At 69.4% G+C, this 22,482-nt stretch carries 18 protein-coding genes; 11 read left to right on the top strand and 7 right to left on the bottom strand.

Going from position 1 to position 22,482, the window contains the following annotated elements; all coding sequences use genetic code 11:
- Positions 1-40 precede the first annotated feature (40 nt).
- Positions 41-1,027: a siderophore ABC transporter substrate-binding protein gene (locus NQ036_RS13995; protein WP_257049418.1), complete on the bottom strand. Its 987-nt coding sequence runs from the start codon at positions 1,025-1,027 to the stop codon at positions 41-43.
- A 336-nt stretch (positions 1,028-1,363) separates the two neighbouring features.
- Between NQ036_RS13995 and NQ036_RS13990 the strand changes: the two genes are divergently transcribed.
- The gene (locus NQ036_RS13990) at positions 1,364-3,112 is read left to right on the top strand and encodes an amidohydrolase (protein ID WP_257059708.1); all 1,749 of its coding nucleotides are present in this window, start codon (positions 1,364-1,366) and stop codon (positions 3,110-3,112) included.
- A 306-nt stretch (positions 3,113-3,418) separates the two neighbouring features.
- Entirely contained in the window at positions 3,419-4,711 is a 1,293-nt protein-coding gene (locus NQ036_RS13985) for an SLC13 family permease (protein WP_257059706.1), read from the top strand.
- Positions 4,712-4,874: 163 nt separating this feature from the next.
- Here the strand turns inward: NQ036_RS13985 and NQ036_RS13980 are convergent, their stop codons facing one another.
- The gene (locus NQ036_RS13980) at positions 4,875-6,089 is read right to left on the bottom strand and encodes an LCP family protein (protein WP_257059704.1); all 1,215 of its coding nucleotides are present in this window, start codon (positions 6,087-6,089) and stop codon (positions 4,875-4,877) included.
- 132 nt (positions 6,090-6,221) lie between these two features.
- Between NQ036_RS13980 and NQ036_RS13975 the strand changes: the two genes are divergently transcribed.
- On the top strand, positions 6,222-7,325 hold the full coding sequence (locus NQ036_RS13975; RefSeq protein ID WP_257059703.1) for a VanZ family protein: 1,104 nt from the start codon (positions 6,222-6,224) through the stop codon (positions 7,323-7,325).
- Between the two features lie 113 nt (positions 7,326-7,438).
- Entirely contained in the window at positions 7,439-8,281 is an 843-nt protein-coding gene (locus NQ036_RS13970; RefSeq protein ID WP_257059702.1) for a MerR family transcriptional regulator, read from the top strand.
- Here the strand turns inward: NQ036_RS13970 and NQ036_RS13965 are convergent.
- On the bottom strand, positions 8,223-8,996 hold the full coding sequence (locus NQ036_RS13965; protein ID WP_257059701.1) for an EamA family transporter: 774 nt from the start codon (positions 8,994-8,996) through the stop codon (positions 8,223-8,225). The two genes, NQ036_RS13970 and NQ036_RS13965, sit on opposite strands and share 59 nt — an antisense overlap.
- 90 nt (positions 8,997-9,086) lie before the next feature.
- Between NQ036_RS13965 and NQ036_RS13960 the strand changes: the two genes are divergently transcribed.
- Positions 9,087-10,043, top strand: coding sequence for a LysR family transcriptional regulator (locus tag NQ036_RS13960; RefSeq protein WP_257049426.1), 957 nt, complete (start codon positions 9,087-9,089; stop codon positions 10,041-10,043).
- On the opposite strand, the gene NQ036_RS13955 is transcribed toward NQ036_RS13960, so the two are convergent.
- Entirely contained in the window at positions 10,033-11,253 is a 1,221-nt protein-coding gene (locus NQ036_RS13955) for a PLP-dependent aminotransferase family protein (RefSeq protein WP_257049427.1), read from the bottom strand. The two genes, NQ036_RS13960 and NQ036_RS13955, sit on opposite strands and share 11 nt — an antisense overlap.
- Positions 11,254-11,310: 57 nt before the next feature.
- Here NQ036_RS13955 and NQ036_RS13950 point away from each other — a divergent pair, with 57 nt between their 5' ends.
- Positions 11,311-13,068: a serine hydrolase domain-containing protein gene (locus NQ036_RS13950; protein ID WP_257059700.1), complete on the top strand. Its 1,758-nt coding sequence runs from the start codon at positions 11,311-11,313 to the stop codon at positions 13,066-13,068.
- A 54-nt stretch (positions 13,069-13,122) separates the two neighbouring features.
- On the opposite strand, the gene NQ036_RS13945 is transcribed toward NQ036_RS13950, so the two are convergent.
- Positions 13,123-13,749, bottom strand: coding sequence for a hypothetical protein (locus NQ036_RS13945; protein WP_257059699.1), 627 nt, complete (start codon positions 13,747-13,749; stop codon positions 13,123-13,125).
- Between NQ036_RS13945 and NQ036_RS13940 the strand changes: the two genes are divergently transcribed.
- Both NQ036_RS13940 and NQ036_RS13935 read left to right on the top strand, forming a co-directional pair.
- Positions 13,748-14,719, top strand: a complete 972-nt coding sequence (locus NQ036_RS13940; protein WP_257059697.1) for an MFS transporter — start codon at positions 13,748-13,750, stop codon at positions 14,717-14,719. The two genes, NQ036_RS13945 and NQ036_RS13940, sit on opposite strands and share 2 nt — an antisense overlap.
- Positions 14,720-15,143: 424 nt before the next feature.
- Positions 15,144-15,341, top strand: a complete 198-nt coding sequence (locus tag NQ036_RS13935; protein ID WP_257049430.1) for a hypothetical protein — start codon at positions 15,144-15,146, stop codon at positions 15,339-15,341.
- Positions 15,342-15,396: 55 nt separating this feature from the next.
- Here NQ036_RS13935 and NQ036_RS13930 read toward each other — a convergent pair whose 3' ends face one another.
- Entirely contained in the window at positions 15,397-15,732 is a 336-nt protein-coding gene (locus tag NQ036_RS13930; protein WP_257059695.1) for a hypothetical protein, read from the bottom strand.
- 101 nt (positions 15,733-15,833) lie between these two features.
- Between NQ036_RS13930 and NQ036_RS13925 the strand changes: the two genes are divergently transcribed.
- The 3 genes from NQ036_RS13925 (at position 15,834) to NQ036_RS13915 (ending at position 20,799) form a co-directional block, all read left to right on the top strand.
- Positions 15,834-18,338, top strand: coding sequence for a thioredoxin domain-containing protein (locus NQ036_RS13925; RefSeq protein ID WP_257059694.1), 2,505 nt, complete (start codon positions 15,834-15,836; stop codon positions 18,336-18,338).
- Positions 18,339-18,377: 39 nt separating this feature from the next.
- Positions 18,378-19,739, top strand: a complete 1,362-nt coding sequence (locus NQ036_RS13920; RefSeq protein ID WP_257059692.1) for an MFS transporter — start codon at positions 18,378-18,380, stop codon at positions 19,737-19,739.
- Between the two features lie 106 nt (positions 19,740-19,845).
- Positions 19,846-20,799: a DUF1684 domain-containing protein gene (locus tag NQ036_RS13915; protein ID WP_257059690.1), complete on the top strand. Its 954-nt coding sequence runs from the start codon at positions 19,846-19,848 to the stop codon at positions 20,797-20,799.
- Positions 20,800-20,833: 34 nt separating this feature from the next.
- On the opposite strand, the gene NQ036_RS13910 is transcribed toward NQ036_RS13915, so the two are convergent.
- Positions 20,834-22,267 carry an RNA polymerase sigma factor gene (locus NQ036_RS13910; RefSeq protein ID WP_257059687.1) on the bottom strand — a complete coding sequence of 478 codons (1,434 nt, stop codon included), beginning with the start codon at positions 22,265-22,267 and terminating at the stop codon, positions 20,834-20,836.
- Positions 22,268-22,482: the final 215 nt, after the last annotated feature.

Genomic DNA, 22,482 nt, shown 5'->3' with positions numbered 1-22,482 from the left:
GGGAACCGGATGATCGGATCTTATTCACCGGATGATGCGATTACTTCGCGTCGTCCTGGGCCTTGGCGAAATCATTGAAGACGCCGGTGAAGCACTCAATGCCCTCGTCCTCGTAGAAATCGTCCGGCAGAACCATGATCTGGTTCTTCTTCACCGCGGTGACGTTCTTCAGCGCGGCGTTCTTCTTGAGCAATTCGGTCGAGGGCTTGTAGCCCTTTTCGTCCTTGGCGATGGCGGCGTCGCGATCCATCACGATCAGCCAGTCGGGGTTGGCCTTGGCGATGGTCTCCACGGAGACCTTGTTGCCCTTATCCGTGCCGTCGGCCTTGTCGACGTTCAGGGCGGACTTCAGGCCCAGAGCCTCGAACAGGACCGATGCGCCGCGGCCCTCCTTGGGATCCGAGTAGTTGATCTCACCGCCGGAGGTCGTCAGGCCCATCACGCTGGACTTGCCGTCGTAGGCCTTCTTGGCCTTGGCGATGGAAGCGTCCAGATCGTCGTTCTTCTGCTTGGCGCTGTCCTCCTCCTTGAAGATCTTGCCCAGCTGTTCCGTGTGGCGTTTGAGGTTGTCGATGTGGCCCTCGTCGTCCTTCCGGTCGAAGGTCACGACGGGCACCTTGTCGCCCAGGAGTTCCTTGAGCTTGTCCTGCTGGCTGGAGTAGCGGTAGCCGTTGATGACCATCTGGGGTTCGGCTCCGACGATCTTTTCCAGATCGGGTTCGCGGTGCGAACCGGAGTCGGCGATCGAGTCGTCCTTCTCCCACGGCAGGGTGTCCGGCATCAGGGTGCGGGGCGCTGCGACGGGCTTCTTGCCCCAGTCGGACAGGGTGTGGAAGGAGATGTTGTCCGTCACCGCGTACTTCTCCGGATCGAGCGGCACCTGGACCTCGCCGGAATTATCCGTGATCGTCACGGTTTCGCCCTGGGCGGCGGAATCGGAGTCGGTTCCACCGCAGGCGCTCAGGCCCAGGGCCAGGGCGGCGGATGCCGCGATGGCGAAGACGGAATGGCGGGTCTTGAGGGACATGGATTCTCTCCTTGGTCGGTGCTGATGCTCGGGCGAGTCGGTGGGATAAGCGCACGGATAAGCGATTATGCAAAGGTCTGCTTTCCTAATTAACTCACGGACAGCCTAATAGAGATAAGGGTTGGTTGTACAACTGATGAAAAGACCATGAGAGCAACTGTGGTTGTCGTAATTTACATATATCGAAAGAGCTAACGAAGGGAATATAAATGGATAATAAATAAGGGTTATCAAATGATGAGGTGGATCACTTCTACGCTCCCCGGAAATCCGCACCACAATCCGCGTCATAGGCCAAGCCATAATCCGTGCCATGTGTCCCACTAGACTTGCCGCATGCCCCTTTACCTCAATGCGGACGTCTGGACGTTCGACCCCGAAACACCCCGTGCCACCGCCCTGCTGACCCATGACGAGAAGATCGTGGCCGTCGGCCAGGAGGCGGAACTCACAGCCCATGCGACCGGCCCGGACGCCGCCGAGCGGATCGACCTGGGCGGGCGGACCGTCATCCCCGGATTCGTCGACGCGCATCTGCACGCCCTGTCCTACGCAGAATCCCTGGCCGAGGTCGACCTCGTCGCAACCCGTTCGCTGGCCGAGGCCGTCGAGGCCATCGCCGCATTCGCAGCCGAGCTGCCCGCCGGCCGGTGGATCACCGGCGGTCGCTGGGACTTCAACCGCTGGAGCGACACCGCGGACCAGCCCGACCGCACCCTGCTCGACGCCGCGGTGCCGAACCACCCCGTGGCCGTCTGGTCGATCGACATGCACACGCTGTGGTGCAACGGCGCGGCCCTGGCCGCCGCCGGCATCGACGCGCGCACAGCGGATCCCGACGGTGGGCAGATCGTGCGCGGGGCCTCGGGCACGGCGACCGGAATCCTGCGCGAGGACGCGACGGACCTGGTGCTGGCGGCCATCCCCGCCGCCGGGCGGGACCTGAGTGCGGACCGGATGGCCGCCGCGCAGGAGCTGTGGCTGTCCGAGGGCCTGACCGGGCTGCACGACATCGACGGGGCCGCCAGCCGACAGGCCTGGTACGACCTGGCCGAGTCCGGGCGGCAGAAGATGCGCGTGGTGAAGTACCTGCGGCCCGAGGAACTCGACTGGGCCGCCTCCGCCGGGCCGGACGGTTGGAGGACCGGCGACGGTGACTCGTGGTTCTTGCGCGGTGGGCTCAAGCTCTTCTCCGATGGGGCACTGGGATCGCAGTCCTCGTTCATGTCCAGCCCGTTCCCGCACGCCCACGGCGAGGAACCGAACTACGGCATCCAGCTCGCGGCCCTGCCCACCCTGATCGAACAGATCGAGGCCGCCTACGCCCGCGGCATCGCGGTGGCCGTGCACGCGATCGGCGATGCCGCCAACCACGTGGTGCTCGACGCGATCGAGGCGACGAACCCCGCCCGCAGCGCCGCCGAGGCCCGGTTCGGCCGGGTGCTGCAGGCCCGGATCGAGCACGCCCAGTTCCTACAGCCGGCCGATGTCGCCAGGTTCGCGGCGCTGGACGTCGTGGCGTCCATGCAGCCGCGCCACTGCATCTCCGATCTGCACCTGTTGGAGCGCCTGCGCCCGGATGCCGGGTTGGCGGCCTATGCGTGGACTGACCTGGCCTCGGCCGGCGCCCGGCTGGCCTTCGGCTCCGACGGACCGGTCGAACCGGCCAACCCCTTCGCGGCGATCTACGCCGCCATGACGCGCGCGGACATCGGCGGGGACCCGGCCACCGTGTTCCAGCCCGAGCGGCGGATGGATGCGTATCAGGCGATCGCGGCCCACACCTCGGGCCCGGCGCAGGCGGTGGGACGCCAGGACGTGACCGGTGTGCTCAAGGCCGGATACGACGCCGACTTCGTGGCCGTGGAAACCTCGCCCTTCGCCGCCGCTGGGCTGACGACCGAATGGGTTGCCGGTGGTGGTTCCGGTGCCGGGATTGGTGCGGCGGGTGCCGGGGTTGGTGGCGCGGGGACGCTGCGCTACGAGTACGCCTCGGAGTCCGCCCGCATGGCCCACGCCGAGGCCATCCGCGACACCCGCGTCGCGACCACCGTGGTCGGTGGCCGGGTCCGCTATCAGGGCTGAGCCGGGGGCGCGGGACGGTGCGGTGCGGGCCATTCTGCGGAGGCCGGTTTCGCATCGCAAGCGCAGGTTCACATCGTGTGCGGGTATTTCCTCACATGATGTGAATCTGCGCTTGCAATGCTCTCGTCCTGTGCGCGCCTTGCCCTGTGCGCGCTGGCCCGGGCACATCGCATGCGGAAACCTGCAACACATACGCGTATACCCGTATGTGTTGCAGGTTTCCGCATGCGATGCGAGCAGTGGGGCTGGGCGGCCCACTTGCCGGGGCGGCCCACCCGCCGGGGCGAGACCCGCTAGATTTGAGTCGTGAAATACGTCGGCTGTGCGCTTCTGGGCGTGACCGCGGTCCTGGTGGCCTGCGGGCTCGTCGGACCGGAACACCTGGTGGCCCAGGCCGACCGTGTCTGGTCCGTCCTCCTGTTCGCGGTGGCGATCACGATCACCGCGACCCTGGCCGATGCCGCCGGCGTCTTCGATATGGCAGCGGGTCTGGCCGCCCGCGCCGCCCGAGGCCGCACCTGGCTGCTCTGGCTGTTCGTCATCGTGCTGGCCCTGGCCTCGACGGTCTTCCTGTCGTTGGACACCGCGGCCGTGCTGCTGACCCCGATCGTGGTGCTGGTGGCGCGGCGCGCCCGCCTCGACCCACTGCCCTTCGCACTGACGACGGTGTGGTTGGCCAACACCGGATCCCTGCTGTTGCCCGTGTCGAATCTGACCAATCTGCTGGCCCTGCACCGGCTGGGGACCCTGGGGACCGGGTCGGGTGATCTGAGCACCGGGCCCGGCAGTCCGGGCGCCGAGGCCGGGCAGCCAGCGGGCGACCCGTCCGTGCTGGACTTCGCCGGGCTGACCTGGGCTCCCGCGCTGGCATGTGCGCTGGTGCCGGTGGTGCTGCTGGCGCTGATCTACCGCGGCAGGCTGTTCGGCCGGTTCCGGGCCTTCGACCTGCCGCCGGCCAGGGAGCACGACCGGCCCCTGCTGGTCGGCGCCGCGGTGGTCGTCGTGGTGCTCCTGCCGGCCCTGGCCTCGGGAATCGACGTGTGGATTCCGGCGTGCGCGGCCGCCGTGGCCCTGCTGGGACTGTTCGCCTGGCGCAGGCCCGCGGTGCTGAGCCCGAGGCTGGTGCCGTGGTCGTTCCTGATCTTCGCCGTGGGGCTGTTCGCGGCTTCGGCCGCGGCGACCGGGCTGGGACTGAGCGACTGGCTGGTGCACAGTGTGTCCGCCTCGGATGCGAGTGGCCCGGCGTTTGGGTCGGCGGTGTCCGGCGGGGCGGCGTCCGAGGTCTCCGGTGGGGATGGGTTGGGCCGGCTGTTGGGACTGGCATTCGGCGGGGCGTTGGCGGCGAATGCGATCGACAACCTGCCGGCCTATCTGGCGCTCGAGGCCGCGGCCGGCACACCCAAACAGCTGGTGGCACTGCTGATCGGCGTTAACGCGGGCCCGCTGATCACCCCGTGGGCGTCCTTGGCCGTGCTGTTGTGGCACCGGCAGCTGACCGGCCTGGGGGTGGAGATCTCCTGGCGCCGCTATCTGACGCTGGGCCTGATGTGTGCGCCGCTGACAGTCCTGGTCGGCACCTGCGCCCTCGCCCTGACCTGAACCACCTTCCCCACGGTGGCTCCACATATGCATGTGTGGCTCGATAACGCACGACTTATCGAGCCACAGTTCCCTTTGTGGAGCCACCGGTGAGGCGCGGGCACTTGCCTTGGGGCGCTGACTGGCGAGAGCCACCGGTGAGGCGCGGGCACCCGCCGGCCGGCTACAGGTGGTCGGTGCGGGCGCGGCTGACATAGAGGTCGAGGGAATCGTGCGCGAAGGAATACCGCAGCGCGTCCATCCTCGCCGCGTCCGGATACAGCACGGCCTGCGCGCCCTCCCTGCCCGCGCCGGAGATGGGCGCCGTCGCGAATCCCATGCGCGGGGTCCCATGCAGCCCCAGGTTCAGGGCCAGCCTGCCGATCGTCCCGGAGTCCAAACCCGAGTCCACGGTGAGGTAGGGCGAGAAGGTGTCGACGACCTCGGCGATCCGGGTGGGGGAGCGCAGGGTCTGCGCGGAGACGACCTGCTGGAAGACAGCCCGCAGATAGGCCTGTTGGTTCCGGCCGCGCTGCAGGTCGCCGTCGGCGAAGCCCTTGCGCTCGCGGACGAACCGGAGCGCACCGGCGCCGTCGAGCCGGTTGGCGCCCTTGACGAACTTCTGCCCACCCGAGGTGAAGGCGACCGAGGAGTTCACCTCGACCCCGCCGAGGGCGTCGGTGAGCCCCTTGAAACCGTCGAAGTCGATGATCGCGACGTGGTGGATGCGCGCCTGGGTGAGTTGTTCCACCGTCGCGACGGTCAACGGCAGGCCGCCCCAGGACAGGGCCGCGTTGATCTTCGCCGGGCCGGCCTTCGGGTGCGCGCTCGCCGCCTTCTGCGCGCTATCGCTCTGCGCGCCGTCCTTCTGTGTTCCCTTCGGCTGCGCGCCGGCGGCCGGGACCTGGACCCACAGGTCGCGGGGGATGCCGATGATCTGCACGCCCTTGCCGGTGTCCGACAGGTGCGCGACCATGATCGTGTCCGCGCGCACCCCGGTCTTCGCGCTGTAATCCACGCCCGCGGTCCGCGCATCCGAGCCCAGCAGCAGGATGTTCGTCCCCTTGTCCGCCAGTTTCGCGCGCTCGGCCGCGCCGAGGATGCCGTCGTCGAAAACCTGCTTGTCGGACAGTTTGCGCGCCTGGTCGTCGTAGCTGCCTGCCACCCTGCCGACGTACCACCAGGCCCCGCCGATGGGCACCAGGATGAGGACCGCGACCACGGCCAGGACGATCCAGCCGATCCGCCGCCGCTTGCGGGTGCGGCGGCGGGTTCCCGCGGCCTGCGCGCGGGTTGGCACCGGTTCATCGCCGAACAGATCGGACAGGCTGGTCTCGGAATCGTCGGGGCCGAGGTCCGAGTCGTCCTGGCGCGGATCGTGGGGGTCGGTGCGCGGCACGGGTGCTCCTGATCGGGTAGTGGAACCTCCAGCATAGGCACGCCCGAAGCCGGGTGATCCCGCCCGAGATTGCGATTCGGTTGCGATATCCCGCGCGTGGTCCGCCCGTGGAATGCCCGATATGGTGGGCCGGTGAGTACCCAGCTGTTTGCGGCCGCCGCGGCCTTCCTGATCGGTGGTGCCGTCGCCGTCGTCCTGTTCGTCCCCTTCGTCTTCGTGAACTACCGCCGGGCCGGTCGGCTGACCTGGCGGCGGACCCTGGCATGGATGGCGTTCCTCGTGTACTTCATGGCCCTGTGGACGTACACGCTGTTACCGCTGCCCGATCCGGACCAGATCCGCTGCGTGGGCGCGCAGACCAACCTGTTGCAGTTCCTCCGCGATATCCGCGGCTATCCCCATTCGAGCCTGCGGCAGTTGGCGCACAATCCGGCATTCCTGCAGTTCGGCCTCAACATCGTGCTGTTCACACCGCTGGGCTTCCTGCTGCGCGGCCTGTGGCGCCGTGGCATCGTCTTCACGACCTGCGCGGGATTCGTCCTGTCGCTGGCGATCGAGTCGACGCAGTACACAGGGGTGTGGGGTGTCTACCCGTGCGCGTATCGCTTCTTCGACGTCGACGACCTGCTGGCGAATACCGGCGGGGCGCTGTTCGGCGCGGTGGCCTCGGCCCTGGTCTTCGCGGTGTTCGCGCCCGGTTGGATGGCCGGGCGCGGGGGCTCGCGCGGGATCGAGAATCCGTACGGTACCCGGGGCCGAGGCGCCGGCGGGCCCGGCACTCCGGTGACCGCCGGTCGGCGCCTGCTGGCCATGCTGTGCGACGGGCTGACGCTGTACTTCTGCAGTTTCTGCACGGCCATCGTGGTGGGGGCCGTGAACCAGTTCGTTTTGGGTCACGAGCCGGGCGGCGACGTTTCCGCGATCCAGGACGTGTCCTTCTGGATTCCCCTGGTGCTCAGTGCTGCGCTGACCCTGCTAACAGGGCGGACGGTGGGGGACCTGGCGGTTCGCGTGCGCTACGATTTCGGATCCGCGCGCGGGTGGCGCCTCTTCGGTCTGCGGCTGCTGCGCTTCCTGGGCGGAGTGGGCGGCTATCAGCTGCTGTATGCGATGAGCGGTTTCGCCGATCTGGCGTTCGTCGTGGTCGCCGTGGTCCTGGCGCTCGCGCTGTCGCGACAACGCGGTCTACCCGGGGTGCTGACGAACGCGCCGCTGATCGACGACGTGGAGCGGTAGGGGGCGCCGTTCCCTATTCCTGCCAGGGGTCGATGAGGCGCACACCTTGGGGAAGGACCTTCGGCACGACGACACTTGACCCTCACGCGGCGTCAGGACTCAGGATGGTTCACGTGGACGAGACGAAGAACGGATTATCGACCGGCAGCGGTGCAGGACCCTACGCGCCTGGCGCGGGCCTGACCGTGGGTACGACCGCCAAGGCGGTGGGCGTATCGGTGCGGACCCTGCACCACTGGGACGACATCGGCCTGGTGTGCCCCGCTGGGCGCAGCCCGGCCGGGTACCGGCTGTACTCGCGAGCGGACATCGCCCGGCTGCAGCGGGTCCTGCTCTACCGGGAGGTCGGCATGCCCCTGGCGCAGATCGCCGAGGTGGTGGACGCTCCCGGAGTCGACGAAGCAGAGCATCTTGACCGGCAACGGCGGATGCTGACCGATCGGATCGCCCGCCTGCAGGAGATGGTCTCCGCAGTCGATCGCTTATTGGAGGCGGACACGATGGATACGCATATGACCCCGGAACAGCAGGCTGCGGCCTTCGGCACCGGGTGGTCGGACGAATACGCGCAGGAGGCGCAGGAGCGTTGGGGCGGGACCGAGGACTGGAAGGCCTCGGAGAAGATCAAGGCCCGGATGACTCCGGAGGACTGGAAGGAGGCAGCGGCCGGGACCGGGGCCCTGGAACAGGAGCTGGCGCAGGCCCTGCGGGCGGGCGTCGAGCCCGGCAGCGCACAGGCGAACGAGCTGGCGGAGAAGCACCGGGCCGACATCGGCCGGTGGTTCCCCGTCAGCCGTTCCAAGCAGGTGCTGATCGCCCGCGGCTACACCGAGGACCCGCGATTCACCAAGCACTACGACGACAGGGAAACCGGGCTGGCCGTCTGGCTGCGCGCCATCATCGACGCGAACGCGCGGTCTCACGGCGTCGATCCCGCGCACGCCGAATGGGAATGACGGTTCGCCTGCCCGGGGTTGCGGCCTCGGCCCCGGTGGCCCGGCGGATCCGCCGCCACAGTGCGGGGCCGACCGAGCCCAGCGCCACGCCGGCGATGATGACGGCCGCGCCCAGCAGCTCGACCGGGCGCGGGCGCTCGCCCAGCACCAGCCAGGCGCTGCTGATGCCCACGACGGGCACCAGCAGGGAGAACGGCGCCACGGCACTGGCCGGGTGACGGGCCATCAGCCAGCTCCACAGGCCCGAGCCGATGATCGTGGCGACCACGGCGGTGAACGCGATCCCGGCGAGCGCCGTGAGTCCCGTGCGCGTGCCCAGGGTGGTCAACGATGCGGCGATGGCGTGGGGTCCGTCGGCGGCCAGGGACACGACGAGCATGGGCACGGGGACGACGGTCGACATCCACAGGGTGAAGCGCATCGGCTCGTGGGTCTGCGCCTGTCGGTTGCAGACATTGCCGATCGCCCAGCCGAAGGCCCCGGCCAGGGTCAGCAGGAACGGCAGCAGCGCGGCATGGGCCCCGCGCGACCAACCGACGAGTGCCAGTCCCGCGACGGCCACCAGGATGCCCGCCACCTGTATGCCGCTCAGGCGCTCGCGCAGGGCCACGGAGAGGAATGGCGGGAACTGTTGCAGGGAGGCGTCGATGGCCAGGAAGTTGATTCCCCAGATCAGGGCGACCGTAACGGCCAGGAGGGTGTGTCTTAAGGGCATGGCTTCATCCTGACCTGCAGCGTAATGAAGCACAATCGCAGATTCCGACATCTATTGTGAAGCCCGGCTTCAAAGAACTAGGCTCGGGCCATGCCGGCTCACGAACCCCCGACTCCCAGCGCGCCCGAACCGGGACGGCCCGAACCCAGCCGCCTCGAACCCGGGCATCTGGAACTCCTCCACGCCTTCGCGCTCTACGGCAGCGTCACCGGGGTTGCCGAGGCGAGCCTGCGCAGTCCCTCGGCGGTCTCCCAGGCGCTCAAGGCCGCCGAACACGCTCTCGGAATGAAGCTCACCCAGCCCGCCGGCCGCGGCCTCGAACTCACCGAGGCCGGGCGGCTGTTGGCCGCTGGGGGAGCTGAACTGGCCCGGACGCTGGCCCACGTCCAGGCGGACTGGGACGACTACCGCGGGCAGCCTCGGGGCCGGGTGCGGCTGGCGGCCTTCCCCTCGGCGGCCGAATACATCCTGCCAGGGGTGCTGCGCGAGCTGGCGGACACGGACATCGAACTGGAGTGCGTGGACGACGACACCGCCGAGGCCGGCTTCGCGCGGCTGACCCGCGACTTCGACCTGGTGCTGGCGCACAGTTACTCCGGCGACCGGCCGGTCGGCAGCGAGGGCCTGGAAGTGGTGCCGATCGTCGACGAGCCCCTGGACGTGGCCCTGCGGACCGGGCACCGGCTGGCCGGCCACGCCCATGTGACACCGGCGCAGGTGGTGCGCGAGGACTGGATCGGCGTGCCGACGGGATACCCCTTCGACCGCCTGCTGCAGGCGATCGCCGAGGTCGCGGGCCGTGCCCCGCGGGTGGTGCAGCGGCTGCGCGACAACCGCCTGGTCGAGGCCGTGGTCCGCTCCGGGGACTGCCTGGCCATCCTGCCCCGCTTCACCACCCGTCCGGGCGACGGCCTGGAACTGCGGCCGCTGCACGGCCTGCGGGCGCGGCGGCGGACCTCGGTGGTGATGCGCCCGGACCGGGCCCAACGACTGGCCGTGCGCCGCGTGGTCGAGGCGATCCGGAACTCGGCGCGCCTTACTTCTTGAACGCCCGGCCCAGCATCTGCACTCCGCGCTCGATCTCCTCGACGGGGTTCGACACCGCGGACACGCGGAAGGTGCGGCGGTCGGGTTCCAGGGCGTAGAAGGCCTCACCGGGCACGAAGATGACGCCCTCCTCGATCGCAGCGGGGATGTGCGCATAGGCGTCGTAGCCCTCCGGCAGGCGCGCCCAGGCGAACATGCCGCCGGCGGGACGGTTGACCTCGGTCCCGGCGGGCAGCACGGCTGCCAGCCCGTCGACCATCGCATTCATGCGCCGGGAGTACTCGGCGCGCACCGGGGCCAGTTTCTCCTCCAGATCGGTCACCTCCAGATAGCGGGCGGCGGCCAGCTGGTCGATCGTCGACGACTGCATGCACGAGCCCTGCTTGGCCACGACCATCCGCTCGATGACCTCCTCGGGCCCACGGACCCAGCCCACGCGCAGCCCCGGTGAGAGCACCTTCGACAGGGTGTTGACCAGGAATGCGCGGTCGTCGAGCCGGGCGTCGGACACGATCGGGGGCAGCACCTGGTCGGTGTAGCGTAGTTCCGAATACGGATCGTCCTCGATCAGGAACACGTCATTGGCCGCCACCACGTCCGCGATCTCCTTGCGGCGCTCGGCCGGCATCGTGATCCCGGTGGGGTTCTGGAAAGTCGGGATCAGGTAGATCGCCTTGGGTCGGTGATCGGTGATCGCCTGCTGCAGGGCGGCGGGCACCGCACCGTACTCATCGGTGACCACGGGCTGGTAGTTCACGCCCTGCAGCCCGAAGGCCTGGAGCGCTGACATATAGGTGGGGTTCTCCACCAGCACGGTGTCGCCGGGATTGAACAGGGTCTGGCCCAGCAGCCCCAGGCCCTGTTGCGAACCCGAGGTGATGATGAGCTGCTCGCGCCGAGTGGACAGGCCGAAGTCCCGCGTCCGGCCGATCGCGGCCTCGAGCATGGCGGGTTCGCCCTCGCTGGGGCCGTACTGCATCGCATGTTCCCCGTCGGTGGCCATGACATGGGCGAAGGCGGCGGCCATGCCATCGGTATCGAAGAGCTCACCGGCCGGGTGGCCGCCGGCGAAGCTGATGACGGGTCTGCCGCGGGTGGCCTTGAAGATCGCCCTGATCATCGACTCGCTGACGGCTGCGACATTGCGATTGAGGTCGGTGAGCCGGGAGGATGCGGGCTGCTGCTGGGTCTGCGCGGGAGTCGAGTTCATCAGTGTCATGGTAGTCACATTTATCATGTGTGGGCCCCTGGCGGTAGATTTGTCCGCGTGATCGACAACGACTTCAACGGAGACGACGTACGCGGAACCGGCGCCGGCGAGAACACAGCCGGTGGGGCCTCGGCCGGGGGAATCGACCTGGCAGCCGGGCTGACGGCCCTGCGCGCGGGTCTGGAAGAGCACGCCAAACACTACGAGGATCTGAAGACGGGAATCCCCGACCTGGCCTGGGGCCTGTTCGCGGACGGGAAGCTGGTCGCCGGGGAAAACACCGACGGGATCTACCGCATCGCCTCGATGACCAAATCGTTCACGGCCGCCACCCTGCTGGGCATCAAGTACGGCCGCATCCCCACGGTGCCCGACGCTCCGACCCTGGACCTGGACGCCCCGGCCGCCGACTACATTCCCGCTCTGGCCGCCGATGCCCCCGAGGGGTCCGTTCTCCTCGAGGCCACGGTGCGCGATCTGTTGACCATGTCCGGCGGCATCCCCACCGACGATCCATGGGCCGACCGGCAGGAATCCCTGTCCCGCGGTCACTTCGACGAAGTCATCACCGCCGACACCGCCCGGATCTTCTCCCCGGGGACCGACTACGCGTATTCGAACCTGGGCTACGCCCTGCTGGGCCGGATCGTCGAGGAGCTGACCGGCCGGCCGTTCACCGATGTGGTGATGGCCGAGGTCGCGGGCCCCGCCGGTCTGGAATCCTCCGGGTTCAGCGTCGACGAGTTGGCCGAGCGGGGCCTGCGGGAGAAGCTGGTGCCCGGCTACCGGCGGCGCCGCGACGGAACTTTCGAGGAGTTGTCGACCAGCCGGCCCGGCGCGTTCTCCGCGATTGGCGGGCTGTTCTCCTCGGTCGAGGACCTGGGCCGGTGGATGCAGCTGTTCGTAGCAGCGCAGGGGCCCGCAGGTGAACGCCGAGTGGGCTGCTGGGACCGGATCCGCCGCGATATGCAGCAGCCCCACCGCCTGGCCTATGCGCAGGCCAGCGCCCCGGACAACGGGGTGGACTCCTATGGGTTCGGCCTGCACCACCTGTTCGACACCGAGGTCGGCACGCTGGTCTACCACTCCGGGGGCTATCCGGGCTACGGCTCGCATATGCGCTGGCATCCGGCCACCGGCACCGCCCTGGTGATCCTGGGCAACCGCACCTACGCTCCGGCGACCGCGATCGCCAAGGACGTGTTCAAGAAGTTCCTGCGGGCCGCCGGGGTGAGCGCGCAGCGCCCGGCTGCACGTGCGACCATCACCGGGACCGTCCATCTGCCCGGCGACGCCGCGAGCGTGCCCGAGCGGATCGAGGCCTGGCTGGCGGACTTCGACCCGGCGCTGACCAATGGTCTGTTCGAGAACAATATGGACGTCGACGAGCCCCGGGTGGAACGCAAGAACGCGATCCGCAAGGTGGTCGAGGCGACCGGTGCCGAGGCCTCGGCCCGAGATGCCGGTCAAGGCGCCGCGGATGCCGGTGCAGGGGAGGCCGGGGCCGGTGCGGCGGTGCGGCCCGAGTGGGTCCGCAATACGGTGACCTGGAAGGTCGCTGGTGCGCGCGGCACCCGGGCGATGCGGGCGGAACTGAGCCCGCGTGGCCTGGTCATGACCTTGGAGGTGACGGCCGAGGACGTTGTCGAGGCCGAGGAGGCGCCCAGGTCGGGGCGCCTGCGCACGGGCTCGCTGGATATCCTGCGGCAGGTCACCCGCGGTGGCCAGGGTTCGCAGGAGGGCACCGGATCCGGTGCGGGACCCGCGACGGGAGAGCAGCCCTCGGCAGACGAGGACGGCGACCACAACTCCTGAGGCCTGCTCGGCCCGGGTGCCCACCGGGGTCAGCGCCGAGAACGCCTCCGGGTGTCACCAGCCGGGTTCCCAACCCGGCAGTCCGTGCCACCAGTCGATGAGCTCGGTCGCGGTGGCGTCGATGCGTTCGACCGGCCAGTCGGCGGAACCGCCCCAGGCCCACATCGTGGCCAGGGTGACGATGCGACCGGCCAGCTCGACGCCGATCGCGTTGCCCGCGACCTCGATCTGGCGTTCGGTCATCGGCCAACGGACCCGCGCGCCGGCGAGGAACTCCTCGCTGGGCCGGCCCTTGGGATCGCCGTTCGCATCGCGTTCACGGAACAGCAGCGGCTCCAGCAGGCGCAGCCCCTGCGCATCGTCGGCGCGGTGCGCGAAGTAGGCGGCGGTGTGGATGAGCTGGCGGATCGGCTCGTACCCGATCCGCCACTGCGCGGGATCGAGCTCGCCGAGCACCACCGCGCCGGCCAGCAGACGGCGCTCATGTCCATAGCAGCCGAGGAACGCGGCGGCATTGTGCAGATAATAGGGGGCCGCGCCGGGTCCGAGCCCGAGTTTGCTGCGTACCGGGTTGAGCGCGGCCCTGATGAAATCGTTGCGGGGCAGCTTGAGCGAGGCGATGTCGAAGGCTTGGCGAGCGCGGATACTGAGGTCCTGGGCTTGTTCTTTGGTCTGCGGCATGGCACGCACCCTACCGGAATCTGCTGGATCGCCCGGCGAGCCATCCTGCGATCAGCCCGGGTTCGGCCACCCGCAGATCGCGTCGGCCGGCCCTCCGGGCGATCCAGCCGAGGTCCAGCAGGTCGACTCCCAGGCCTCCGGCCAGGTGGTCGTAGCAGGACCGCGCGACCCGCAGCCGCTGCCACCTGTCCACCGCAGCCAGACCGGTCGGGGCCTCGGTCGCGGCCAGTGGGAGCAGAGCCTCGATGGCGGCGATGACCTACGGATCGGCGATGCGGGTGCGGCCGGCGGCCTCCAGTCGGGCCAGGTGCGAGCCGGCGGTCGAGGCCGCCACCCCGGCGATCCGGGCCAGATGCCCGGCGGGAAGCGTGCCCCGGAGTGGGGGAGGCCGGGGAACGTGCGCGCCGTCATCGCATCCGTGATCGCCGCAGCGGTGATGGCCAGTTGCGCGAATGGCACTCTGCAGGTCGTCACCGTCCACCTCCAGGACGAGCTGCACCTGGCATCCGGTCCGGCCGGGGCGATCCTGCTGCTGGCCACGCTGCCCTTCGTGGTCCTCAGTCCCCTGACCGGCAGGCTCGTCATCCGCTATGGCCGCCGCGCCATCGCAACCACCGGTCTGCTGTTCGGCGGACTCGGGCTCCTCACCCTGGGCCGTCTGGACGGCGTGCCGGGGTTGATTCCGGGTCTGCTGGGGATCGGAATCGGGCTGGGACTGATGACCGCGGCGATCGTCGGCGAGACGATGGCCGCCTGGCCGACTCGTCCCGGCTTGGCAGGCGGGCTGAACAATGCGCTGCGCCAATCGGGCACCAGCACAGGTGTGGCGATCGGCGGTCTTCTGACCGTTCATGTGGCGGGCGGGCCGCTGTTGGAGTGGACCGGCCTGGCCGCCGGATTCTGGTGGATCGCCGGCGCGGCGCTGGTGTTCATCGGGTTCGAGAGGAGTGGGGAGCGCGAGGTGCGGTAGAGCGGTGACCATTTCGCGGGTCGTTTGATATGGGCATCTCGGCGGTGATCCGCGCAGCCGTCAGCGAGTGTCAATGCGCATGATCGTCTCACCACCGCTACGCACAAGTACGGAAGCAACGACCTCGATGCGATGGTGGCTGCGCGATCAGGGAGGCCGACGTCATCGGTGCCAGGCTCAGCCCGATCCCGCTGCTGCCACCGGTCTCCACCGCTGTTCGACTCATCGCTGCTCCCCACCGTTCAATCGACTATCGCGACACCGGTCCGTGAGATAACGACTTCCTCGCCGGACTCGACGAGGCGGAGGAATTCCGAAAGACGCGTCTTGGCCTCTGCACGCCGGCGCCGGCCAGGTATTGTGGGGAGGACCGAGGCGCGGGCGACCCGCCCGTGCCGAATCAGCACGACGGAGGAGGGCCACCATGGGAATTCTCGATGACGCCAAGGGGACCGCGGATGCGGCGGCGAAGAAGGTCGGGCGCGCAGTCGAGGACGGCGTCGACAAGCTGAAGGACAAGGCGGACGAGATCGGCGCCGAGGCGAAGGTCAAGAAGGCCGAGGCCGAACGCGACTCGGTGAAACAGCGCAACGAGGCCAAGGACGAGCTGCGCGAGGACTGACGGACCTCGAAGCGGCGAAGGCATCCGACTCGCAGTACATCGCCGGGTCGTACTCTTACCGGTGCTCGGGTGAACCCAAGGAGGCCGGCGCCCGCACGGCGTCGAACGCGCCATCGGCAAGCACGATGGCGCGTTCGACGCCTTCTCGCACAAGAGCCTCTGCGCACTGGCGGGCGACGTCGAGGCCGTCTTCGTTCAACAGCCCGTCGTGGATCCCGATTACCTGCTGTGGTTTGATCGAGCGCACATAGCGGATCAGGTCGGTCGCGCGCAGCCACGGGGCATCGATTGGCGTCACCAGGGCGGCGATGGGCGCCGTCGGGACCGGATGCTCATCCCCGGTGACGAAGACGGCTCCGCCGATGCTCGGGTCAGCTGTTTCAGATTCCACCGTTCGAACAGTGGAATCTGAAACAAACAGTCCAAGGATTGCGACGGACGCGCTGACTCGGTGGTGGAGTGGCGCTGGAGTGGCGCTAGTACCGTGGAGGTATGACGAATCGGCTTGCGAACGCTACCAGCCCGTACCTGCGCCAGCATGCGGACAATCCCGTGGACTGGTGGCCCTGGGGACCCGAGGCCTTCGCCGAGGCGGCCCGTCGCGATGTGCCCGTTATGGTCTCGATCGGCTACTCCACCTGCCACTGGTGTCACGTCATGGCCCACGAGTCCTTCTCCGATCCGGATATCGCAGCCCGGATCAACGAGGCGGTCGTGCCGATCAAGGTCGACCGTGAGGAACTGCCCGCCGTCGACTCCTATTACATGAACGCCCTGCAGGCCTTTCGCGGCCAGGGCGGCTGGCCGCTGACCGCCTTCACCGACCACGCCGGCACCCCGTTCTTCGCCGGTACCTATTTCCCCGCCGAGGCCCGTCCCGGCCTGCCGGCGCTGCCCGATGTGCTGCGCGCGGTCGGACAGACCTGGCGCGATGAACGTCCGCAGGTCGCGCAGATCACCGAACGACTGCGCCGGACCCTGGCGGGTCTGGCCGATCTGGGCCAGCTCGCCCATGCCTTCCCCGGCGCCGAGGACGCACCCGGCCCCACGGCATCTGAACCTGCTGCCGATGGCCGACCGACCATCGACTTAGACGAGCTGCACGCCTATTTGGAGGCGCTGGAGACCCAGGCGGACTTCAAGCATGGTGGTTTCGGTGGTTCGCCCAAGTTCCCGCCGTTTCCCGCGCTGCGCTTCCTCATCCGCTTCGCCTGGACCGACCGTAACAGCCAAGAGTGGTACCACCGGAAAGGTGCGGACACTCAACCCGATCCCACCCCGCAGCCGAACGCCTCGGCGCTGACGTTGGCCCGCCGGACCCTGCTGAACTTGGCCACGGGCGGCATCCGCGACCATCTGCGCGGCGGACTGTTCCGATATACGGTCGATGCGGCCTGGCGGGTGCCCCACTTCGAGAAGATGCTCGGCGACAACGCCATGTACCTGCAGATCGCGTGCGACTGGTACCGCCTGGAGCACCGGCTGGACCCCGATTCCGTATGGACCCGTCTGGCCGCGCTCGAGGCCCAGGACACCGCCGCCTTCCTGTTGCAGGATATGTACGTCGAGAGGCCGGGATTTGCGGGCTTCGCGACGGCTCTGGACGCGGACTCACTGGAGTTCGACCCGCATTCGGGCCTGGGCGCGGTCAAACGCGAGGGCGCCTACTACACGTTCACCGAGCAGGAACTGTCTCAGGCACTGCATGTGGCCGGCATCGACGCCGACCCCACCGGTGCCTCCTCCGCAGACGAGCACGGCACCACCCGGGCGGCCGCGGACTCCGCAGCCCCGAGCCTGCGCCTGTTCTACGGCGAGCACACAGAGGACCTGCCCGGCGGCGTGCTCTACCGCGACCCGCACCATTACGACCCCGGCCATCCGGGGGAAGGGCTCGGGTCGGAAGCCGGCCAGTCGCCGGATGCACGACTGCTGGGCGTGCTGCGCCGCTACCAGGATTCGCGGGTGCCCCCGGAGCGCGACGAGAAGTTCGTCTCCGAACTGGGCGGGCTGACGATCGCGGCGCTGTTCGACGCCTCGGCGCTGTTCGACCGGCCCGAATTCGCCCGTGCCGCCGCCGAGGCCCTGCGCACCTTCCGCGCCCGGGAACCTGCCCGCTCGTACTCCCCGGCCGAGGCCGCGCCCGCGGGGCCGGCGGACCCCGCCGCCTCGGCGGACGCGGTCGCTGCGGGCGACTCCGCAGCAGCCGAATCCGCCGTAAGCGGTTCGGCCGCATCCCGCGTCGCAGCCCTGACCCCTGGCCCCGGCACCCCGCTGCTGGCTGATCTGCTCGCGCAGATCCACGCCGAGCTCGCCGCTGGAACTTGCGCTGGGGCGCCTGCCCCCGACTGGGCACGCGTGAAGGACCTGTGGGACCGGGTGAAATCCGACTACCTCGTGCTCGACCAGCCCGCCGGGGTGACCGACATCCGCGCGGCGCGGGCCGCCCACGCCGAACATCCCTCAGCGGCCGGGGTTCATCCCGCACGTTCTGTGCACCCCGCACACTCCGCGGGCACCGCGCCCGTAAGCGTCTACGACTCCCTGCCGGAGCCGATCCTGGGCGTGCGCGGAGCCGATCCGGTGGACCAAGTGACTCCCTCCGGCCGCTCCGCACTGGCCGAGGTCGCCGTGCTGTTGCGCGAACTCGCGCCGGTGGATTCCGGGGTCGAGGTCCCGGCCCAGCTGCCCGATGCCGCCCTGGAGCCGATCGTGCCGCTGCTGCGCGAAACCCCGACTGGTGTGGGGTATTCGGCCTATGTCGCCGCGCTGGCCCTGGATCCGGTTCGGGTGGAGGCGAACACCCCGGAACTCCTGGCGACGGCCCGAGTCCACCCTGCACCGGTCGCGGTCGTGGAGCCGGATGCGGTGTGGTCCGCATCCGCGACGGCCCCCGCATCCGGCCCGCAGCCCCGGGCCCAGGTGTGCCGGGGCACGGTGTGCGAGCTGCCGGTGGCGACCTCGGCCGCGCTGAACACCGCCCTGGACCGCAGCTGAGCCCGGCGCGCCCCGCGCACCGGATATCCTTGGACCCGTATGTTCAAAACGCTTTCCCACCTGGTCGGGTGGACGTATTTCCCGCTTGCCATCGCAGCCAAGCTCCCGTACGCGATGGTGGTCGTCGCCGTGATGACGAGCGTCTCGGCGACCTCCGGCAGTTACTCCCAGGCCGGCGCCACGGCTGCGCTGGTGGGCCTGGGCACCGCAGTGTCAGGACCCGCCTTCGGCGCCGTCGCCGACCGCTTCGGCCAGCGCACCCTGCTCATCGTCACCGCGATCCTCAACGGCGCCGCGATCTTCTGCCTGGCCTGGGCACTGCGCGCGGGTGCTGCACCGGCGGTTGTGCTCATCATCGGCCTGCTGATCGGCCTGAGCGCCCCGCAGGCCTCGTCGATGGTGCGCTCGCGCTGGCTGCAGGCGATCGGCCGCGAGATCCCGGAGGTGGACCGGCCCCGCGCCACCAACAAGGTGCTCAGCTATGAGTCGATGACCGATGAGTTCATGTTCGTCATCGGCCCAGTCGTGGTGGGTGTGGTGGCGATGCTCGCCGGTGTCGTGGTGCCCCTGGACTTCGGCGCGGCCCTGACCGTCGTGGGCGTCATCCTGTTCGCGGTCCACCCCTCGGTGCGCTTCACCCGGGTCGATCGCGCCCCGGCACCGGCCGGCACCCCGGCTTCCCGTGGCCGAGGCGCGGGCTCGGACGACGCGCCGGACCCGGACGCCGAGCCCGGCGCGGACACGGCCGGGGCCGCCGAGGGGGCAGCATCCACCCCGGCTGCGGCCTCGGCCCGCTTCATCGCAGCCGAGCCGGCCTCTGCGATGTTCCGGCTGCGGATCCTGCTGCCGATCGCCGGCATGTTCTCGATCGGCCTGTTCTTCGGCACGATCCTGCCCACCCTCACGGACTTCCTCGACTCCTTGGGCCGAGCCGACCAGGCGGGCCTGTTCTACGGCGTGCTGGGGGTGGGCTCGGCTGCTCTGGCCCTGGGCTCCCAGGTCCTGCCGCCGTCATTCAGCTTGCGCAACCGATGGCTGGCCGCAGCACTGGTGACCCTGGCCGGGGGCTTCATGTTCGTCGGCTGGAACACCATTCCCGGACTGCTGGTGTCTCTGGTCGTCATGGGGTTCGGAATCGGGCCCAGCCTGGTCAACCTGTATTCGATCGCGGCACTGATGGGGCCGCGCGGGCGGACCACGACGGTGATGGCGACCATGTCCACCATGCTGATCGTGGGCCAGGCGGTCTCCAGCGCCGTGGTGGGACCCGTCATCGACGCCCTGGGCTACCACGCCGGCGGCTGGCTGTGCATGTGCGCGATCGCGGCCCTGCTGCTGTTCGGCGCGGTGAACTTCTTCGAAACGGCCAAACTGCGTCGGCAGCGGATCGTCGTCGCCTGAGCCGCGGGCGCGTCCGGTCAGGATGACCCGAAACCGGAGATACACCCCCGGATACCGGGTCATGTCTCCGGTTTCGGGTCATTTTCGGGAGGACTAGTCTGATGGCATGACTGAGACGCACGCTGAGACGACATCCTTCTCCTCCGACTGGCTGGCCTGGCACGCCGAGCGCATGGACGGCTTGCGCGCCGACCCCTACGGCTGGCTGAGCATCACCGGTCTGGACTGGCTGACGCCGGGTGCCACCCGGGCCTACGCCGACGGCCGCGTGACCTTCACCCTGGAAGCCGCGGCGGCCCCGGATCAGGGTGCCGCCGACTCAGCCGGCTCTCCCGCAGCCGAGGCCCCTGCCGGCCAAGCGCTTCTGGTGCGCGTCGGCACTCCCACCGGGGAACGCGAACTGGACCTGGCAGCCCAAGCGCCGCAGTTCGTCGAGGTCGAGGGCGTGCGCTACGAGGTTCTGGTGCGCCAGAACGTCCATGCCCTGGCCGGCACCCGGCTGGAGCCCGCGAAGTCCCAGTCCCCGGCCGTCGGAACCCCGGCCTCGGCGGCGGAGGAAGCGCGGGAACCGGCAACGGAGCCCTGGGTCGGCATCCGCGTGCGCGATTCGCACTCCACCGGCCCCGCGAACACCGTCGTCCCGTGCTTCCCGGCCGATCCGGCCTGGGTCGTCCCCGCGGTCTTCGAACCCTATGCCGGTCCGCGCACCGAGGTCATCGACACCGCCTCCGCCGGCCTGCACGTGGCAGCGGTGTTCACCGGCGCCGTCACCTTCACCCTGGCCGGCCGCGAGCACACGCTGCAGGCCGGCGGCGATCCGGCCACCGGCCTGGTGTTGAATTTCCACGATGAGACGAACGGCGCGGCGGGAGACCAGGGCACCGCTGCCTGGCGCTTCGTGTCCACCGGCCCCGTGGTCGACGGACGCTGCGAAATCGACTTCAACCGGGCATTGAACTTCCCGGCCAGTTTCGCCCCCTACGCCACCTGCCCCGCACCGGCGGTGGGCAACACCCTGGCAGTGGCGGTGCGGGCGGGGGAGAAGCGCCCCCACCAGTAGTCGCGCGGGCGGGCCGGGTCAGGCATGGTTCGGGTCAGCTCTGGCCCAACTGGCACTGCAACTGCGGTGCCCAGGAGCACGGGGTGGTGGTGGGCAGGGGCCCGCCCTCGTCCGAGCTCCCGGGCGGAGGCGTGCTCGGCGGGTCCGTCCGGGGGACCCTGCCGGACCCCACATCCCCACCGATCTGAGGTCCGCGCCCCGCGGTGCCCGGGGGCAGTGATGGGTCTGCTGCGTCTCCGGCGCGCGGGGCCTCGGTACCGGGTGACTGTGCGGAGGCGGCATCTGCGGTACCGGTATCCGGCGCCGAGGTCGGCTGTGGCACGGTGCCCGTGTCCGCCTGAGCATCCGGGCTGTCGGCGCCCGGCCGGCGCGGCGCCGCGGGTGCTGCTGGAGTCGCCGGAGTGGTCGGCAGGACTTGGGTCTTCTTCGGGCCCTCGGCCGCTGGGCGGTGAACCGGCGAGCTGGGCAGCACGATGAGGACGACCGTGACGATCGCGGCGATGAGCAGGAGGGCGCCGGCTCCCAGGGTGACGTTGAGGGCGGTGAAGATGCCGGCCCCGCCGGCCACGGTGCTCGCCCCGGCCGGGGCCCCAATGCCGGCAGAGGCCCCCTGGGCCGTTCCGCTGCCGGTCGTACCTCCTCCCGTACCGCCCCCGCCGGTAGCCCCGGACTGCGCGGCTCCGGACAGCGCGGTGCCCGACAGCCCGGACCCTGCCGCGGGGATGAGTAACAGAGGCAGCAGCACGCCGAGTCTGCGGGCGGACTGGTCGGCCTCGGCGACGCGGGGCCTGCAGAACTCACAGGAGTCGACGTGCGTCCAGAAGCGCAGGGCAGAACCTGCGGTTGACTGTCCAGACAGCACCCTGCCGGTTTGCGCGAGCGTCTTCCGGCATTCCGGGGCACTGCCGGCATCGTTGACGTGCAGCTGGATCCAGCGTTGCTGCAGCCGGGGCCGCAGCTTGTGGATGCGGCGCGAGACCCACGGGGCGTCACGTCCCAAGTCCTGGGCGATCGCCCCGGTCTTGCGTTTGCCCGCCATGGCATCGAGGATGACGATCCGGTCCTGTGCGGGGAACGATTCGACGACGCTGCGCAGTAAATCGGTGGTCTCCGATGGGACGGGTTCGTGCGGATCGGGCTCCGAGTCAAAGGTGAAACCCTCGTCCGGATCGATGCGGTGATTCAGCGCAGAGGTGCGACGGGCGATTTCGCCGCGGGCCGCCTGCATGAGATAGGACCAGACGGACCGGGTGGGGCCCAGCCCTCTCAAGGTTGCCGACAGCGTCGCCTCGAGCACATGGGAGGCCACGTCCTCGGCGTCCAGGCGGGGTGCGCGCCGGCGGACGAAGGCGGAGACACGGGGATGGTAGGCATCCCACAGGGGACCGAAGGCCGTTGGATCCCCGGTCCGGACCGCTTCGAGGGCGGAGGACTCGGCGTCAAGGGCCGCATGTGATGTGCCGGGCACTTCCTCGCTACCTCGTGTTCTTTTTCCTGGGGTTTCCCCGGTATCGATTCCCATCCTATCGGAGCGCCGGCGAATACCTGACGGAAAGGGCGGTTTCAGGGTGCTAGTGCAACACCACTGATAAGTTCATCCAGTCTCTCACGAGGCGTACGGAACTCAAGCGTCCGCCGCGGACGATCATTCAGGAGGTCCTGCATCTGCAGGACCTCCTGATC

Origin of the sequence: Brevibacterium sp. 91QC2O2, from assembly GCF_024580695.1 — a bacterium.
GTDB classification, from domain to species: Bacteria; Actinomycetota; Actinomycetes; order Actinomycetales; family Brevibacteriaceae; genus Brevibacterium; species Brevibacterium moorei.
Note: the sequence above shows the minus strand (reverse complement) of the source record. Positions and strands in the feature narration are given on the sequence as shown.

Excerpts from the sequence above, each read along its gene's own strand:
- NQ036_RS13940 (WP_257059697.1), top strand. The coding sequence starts at position 13,748 with ATGGCACGCACCCTACCGGAATCTGCTGGATCGCCCGGCGAGCCATCC.
- NQ036_RS13995 (WP_257049418.1), bottom strand. The coding sequence starts at position 1,027 with ATGTCCCTCAAGACCCGCCATTCCGTCTTCGCCATCGCGGCATCCGCC.
- NQ036_RS13925 (WP_257059694.1), top strand. The coding sequence starts at position 15,834 with ATGACGAATCGGCTTGCGAACGCTACCAGCCCGTACCTGCGCCAGCAT.
- NQ036_RS13920 (WP_257059692.1), top strand. The coding sequence starts at position 18,378 with ATGTTCAAAACGCTTTCCCACCTGGTCGGGTGGACGTATTTCCCGCTT.
- NQ036_RS13955 (WP_257049427.1), bottom strand. The coding sequence starts at position 11,253 with ATGAACTCGACTCCCGCGCAGACCCAGCAGCAGCCCGCATCCTCCCGG.
- NQ036_RS13915 (WP_257059690.1), top strand. The coding sequence starts at position 19,846 with ATGACTGAGACGCACGCTGAGACGACATCCTTCTCCTCCGACTGGCTG.
- NQ036_RS13945 (WP_257059699.1), bottom strand. The coding sequence starts at position 13,749 with ATGCCGCAGACCAAAGAACAAGCCCAGGACCTCAGTATCCGCGCTCGC.
- NQ036_RS13960 (WP_257049426.1), top strand. The coding sequence starts at position 9,087 with ATGCCGGCTCACGAACCCCCGACTCCCAGCGCGCCCGAACCGGGACGG.
- NQ036_RS13965 (WP_257059701.1), bottom strand. The coding sequence starts at position 8,996 with ATGCCCTTAAGACACACCCTCCTGGCCGTTACGGTCGCCCTGATCTGG.
- NQ036_RS13990 (WP_257059708.1), top strand. The coding sequence starts at position 1,364 with ATGCCCCTTTACCTCAATGCGGACGTCTGGACGTTCGACCCCGAAACA.
- NQ036_RS13935 (WP_257049430.1), top strand. The coding sequence starts at position 15,144 with ATGGGAATTCTCGATGACGCCAAGGGGACCGCGGATGCGGCGGCGAAG.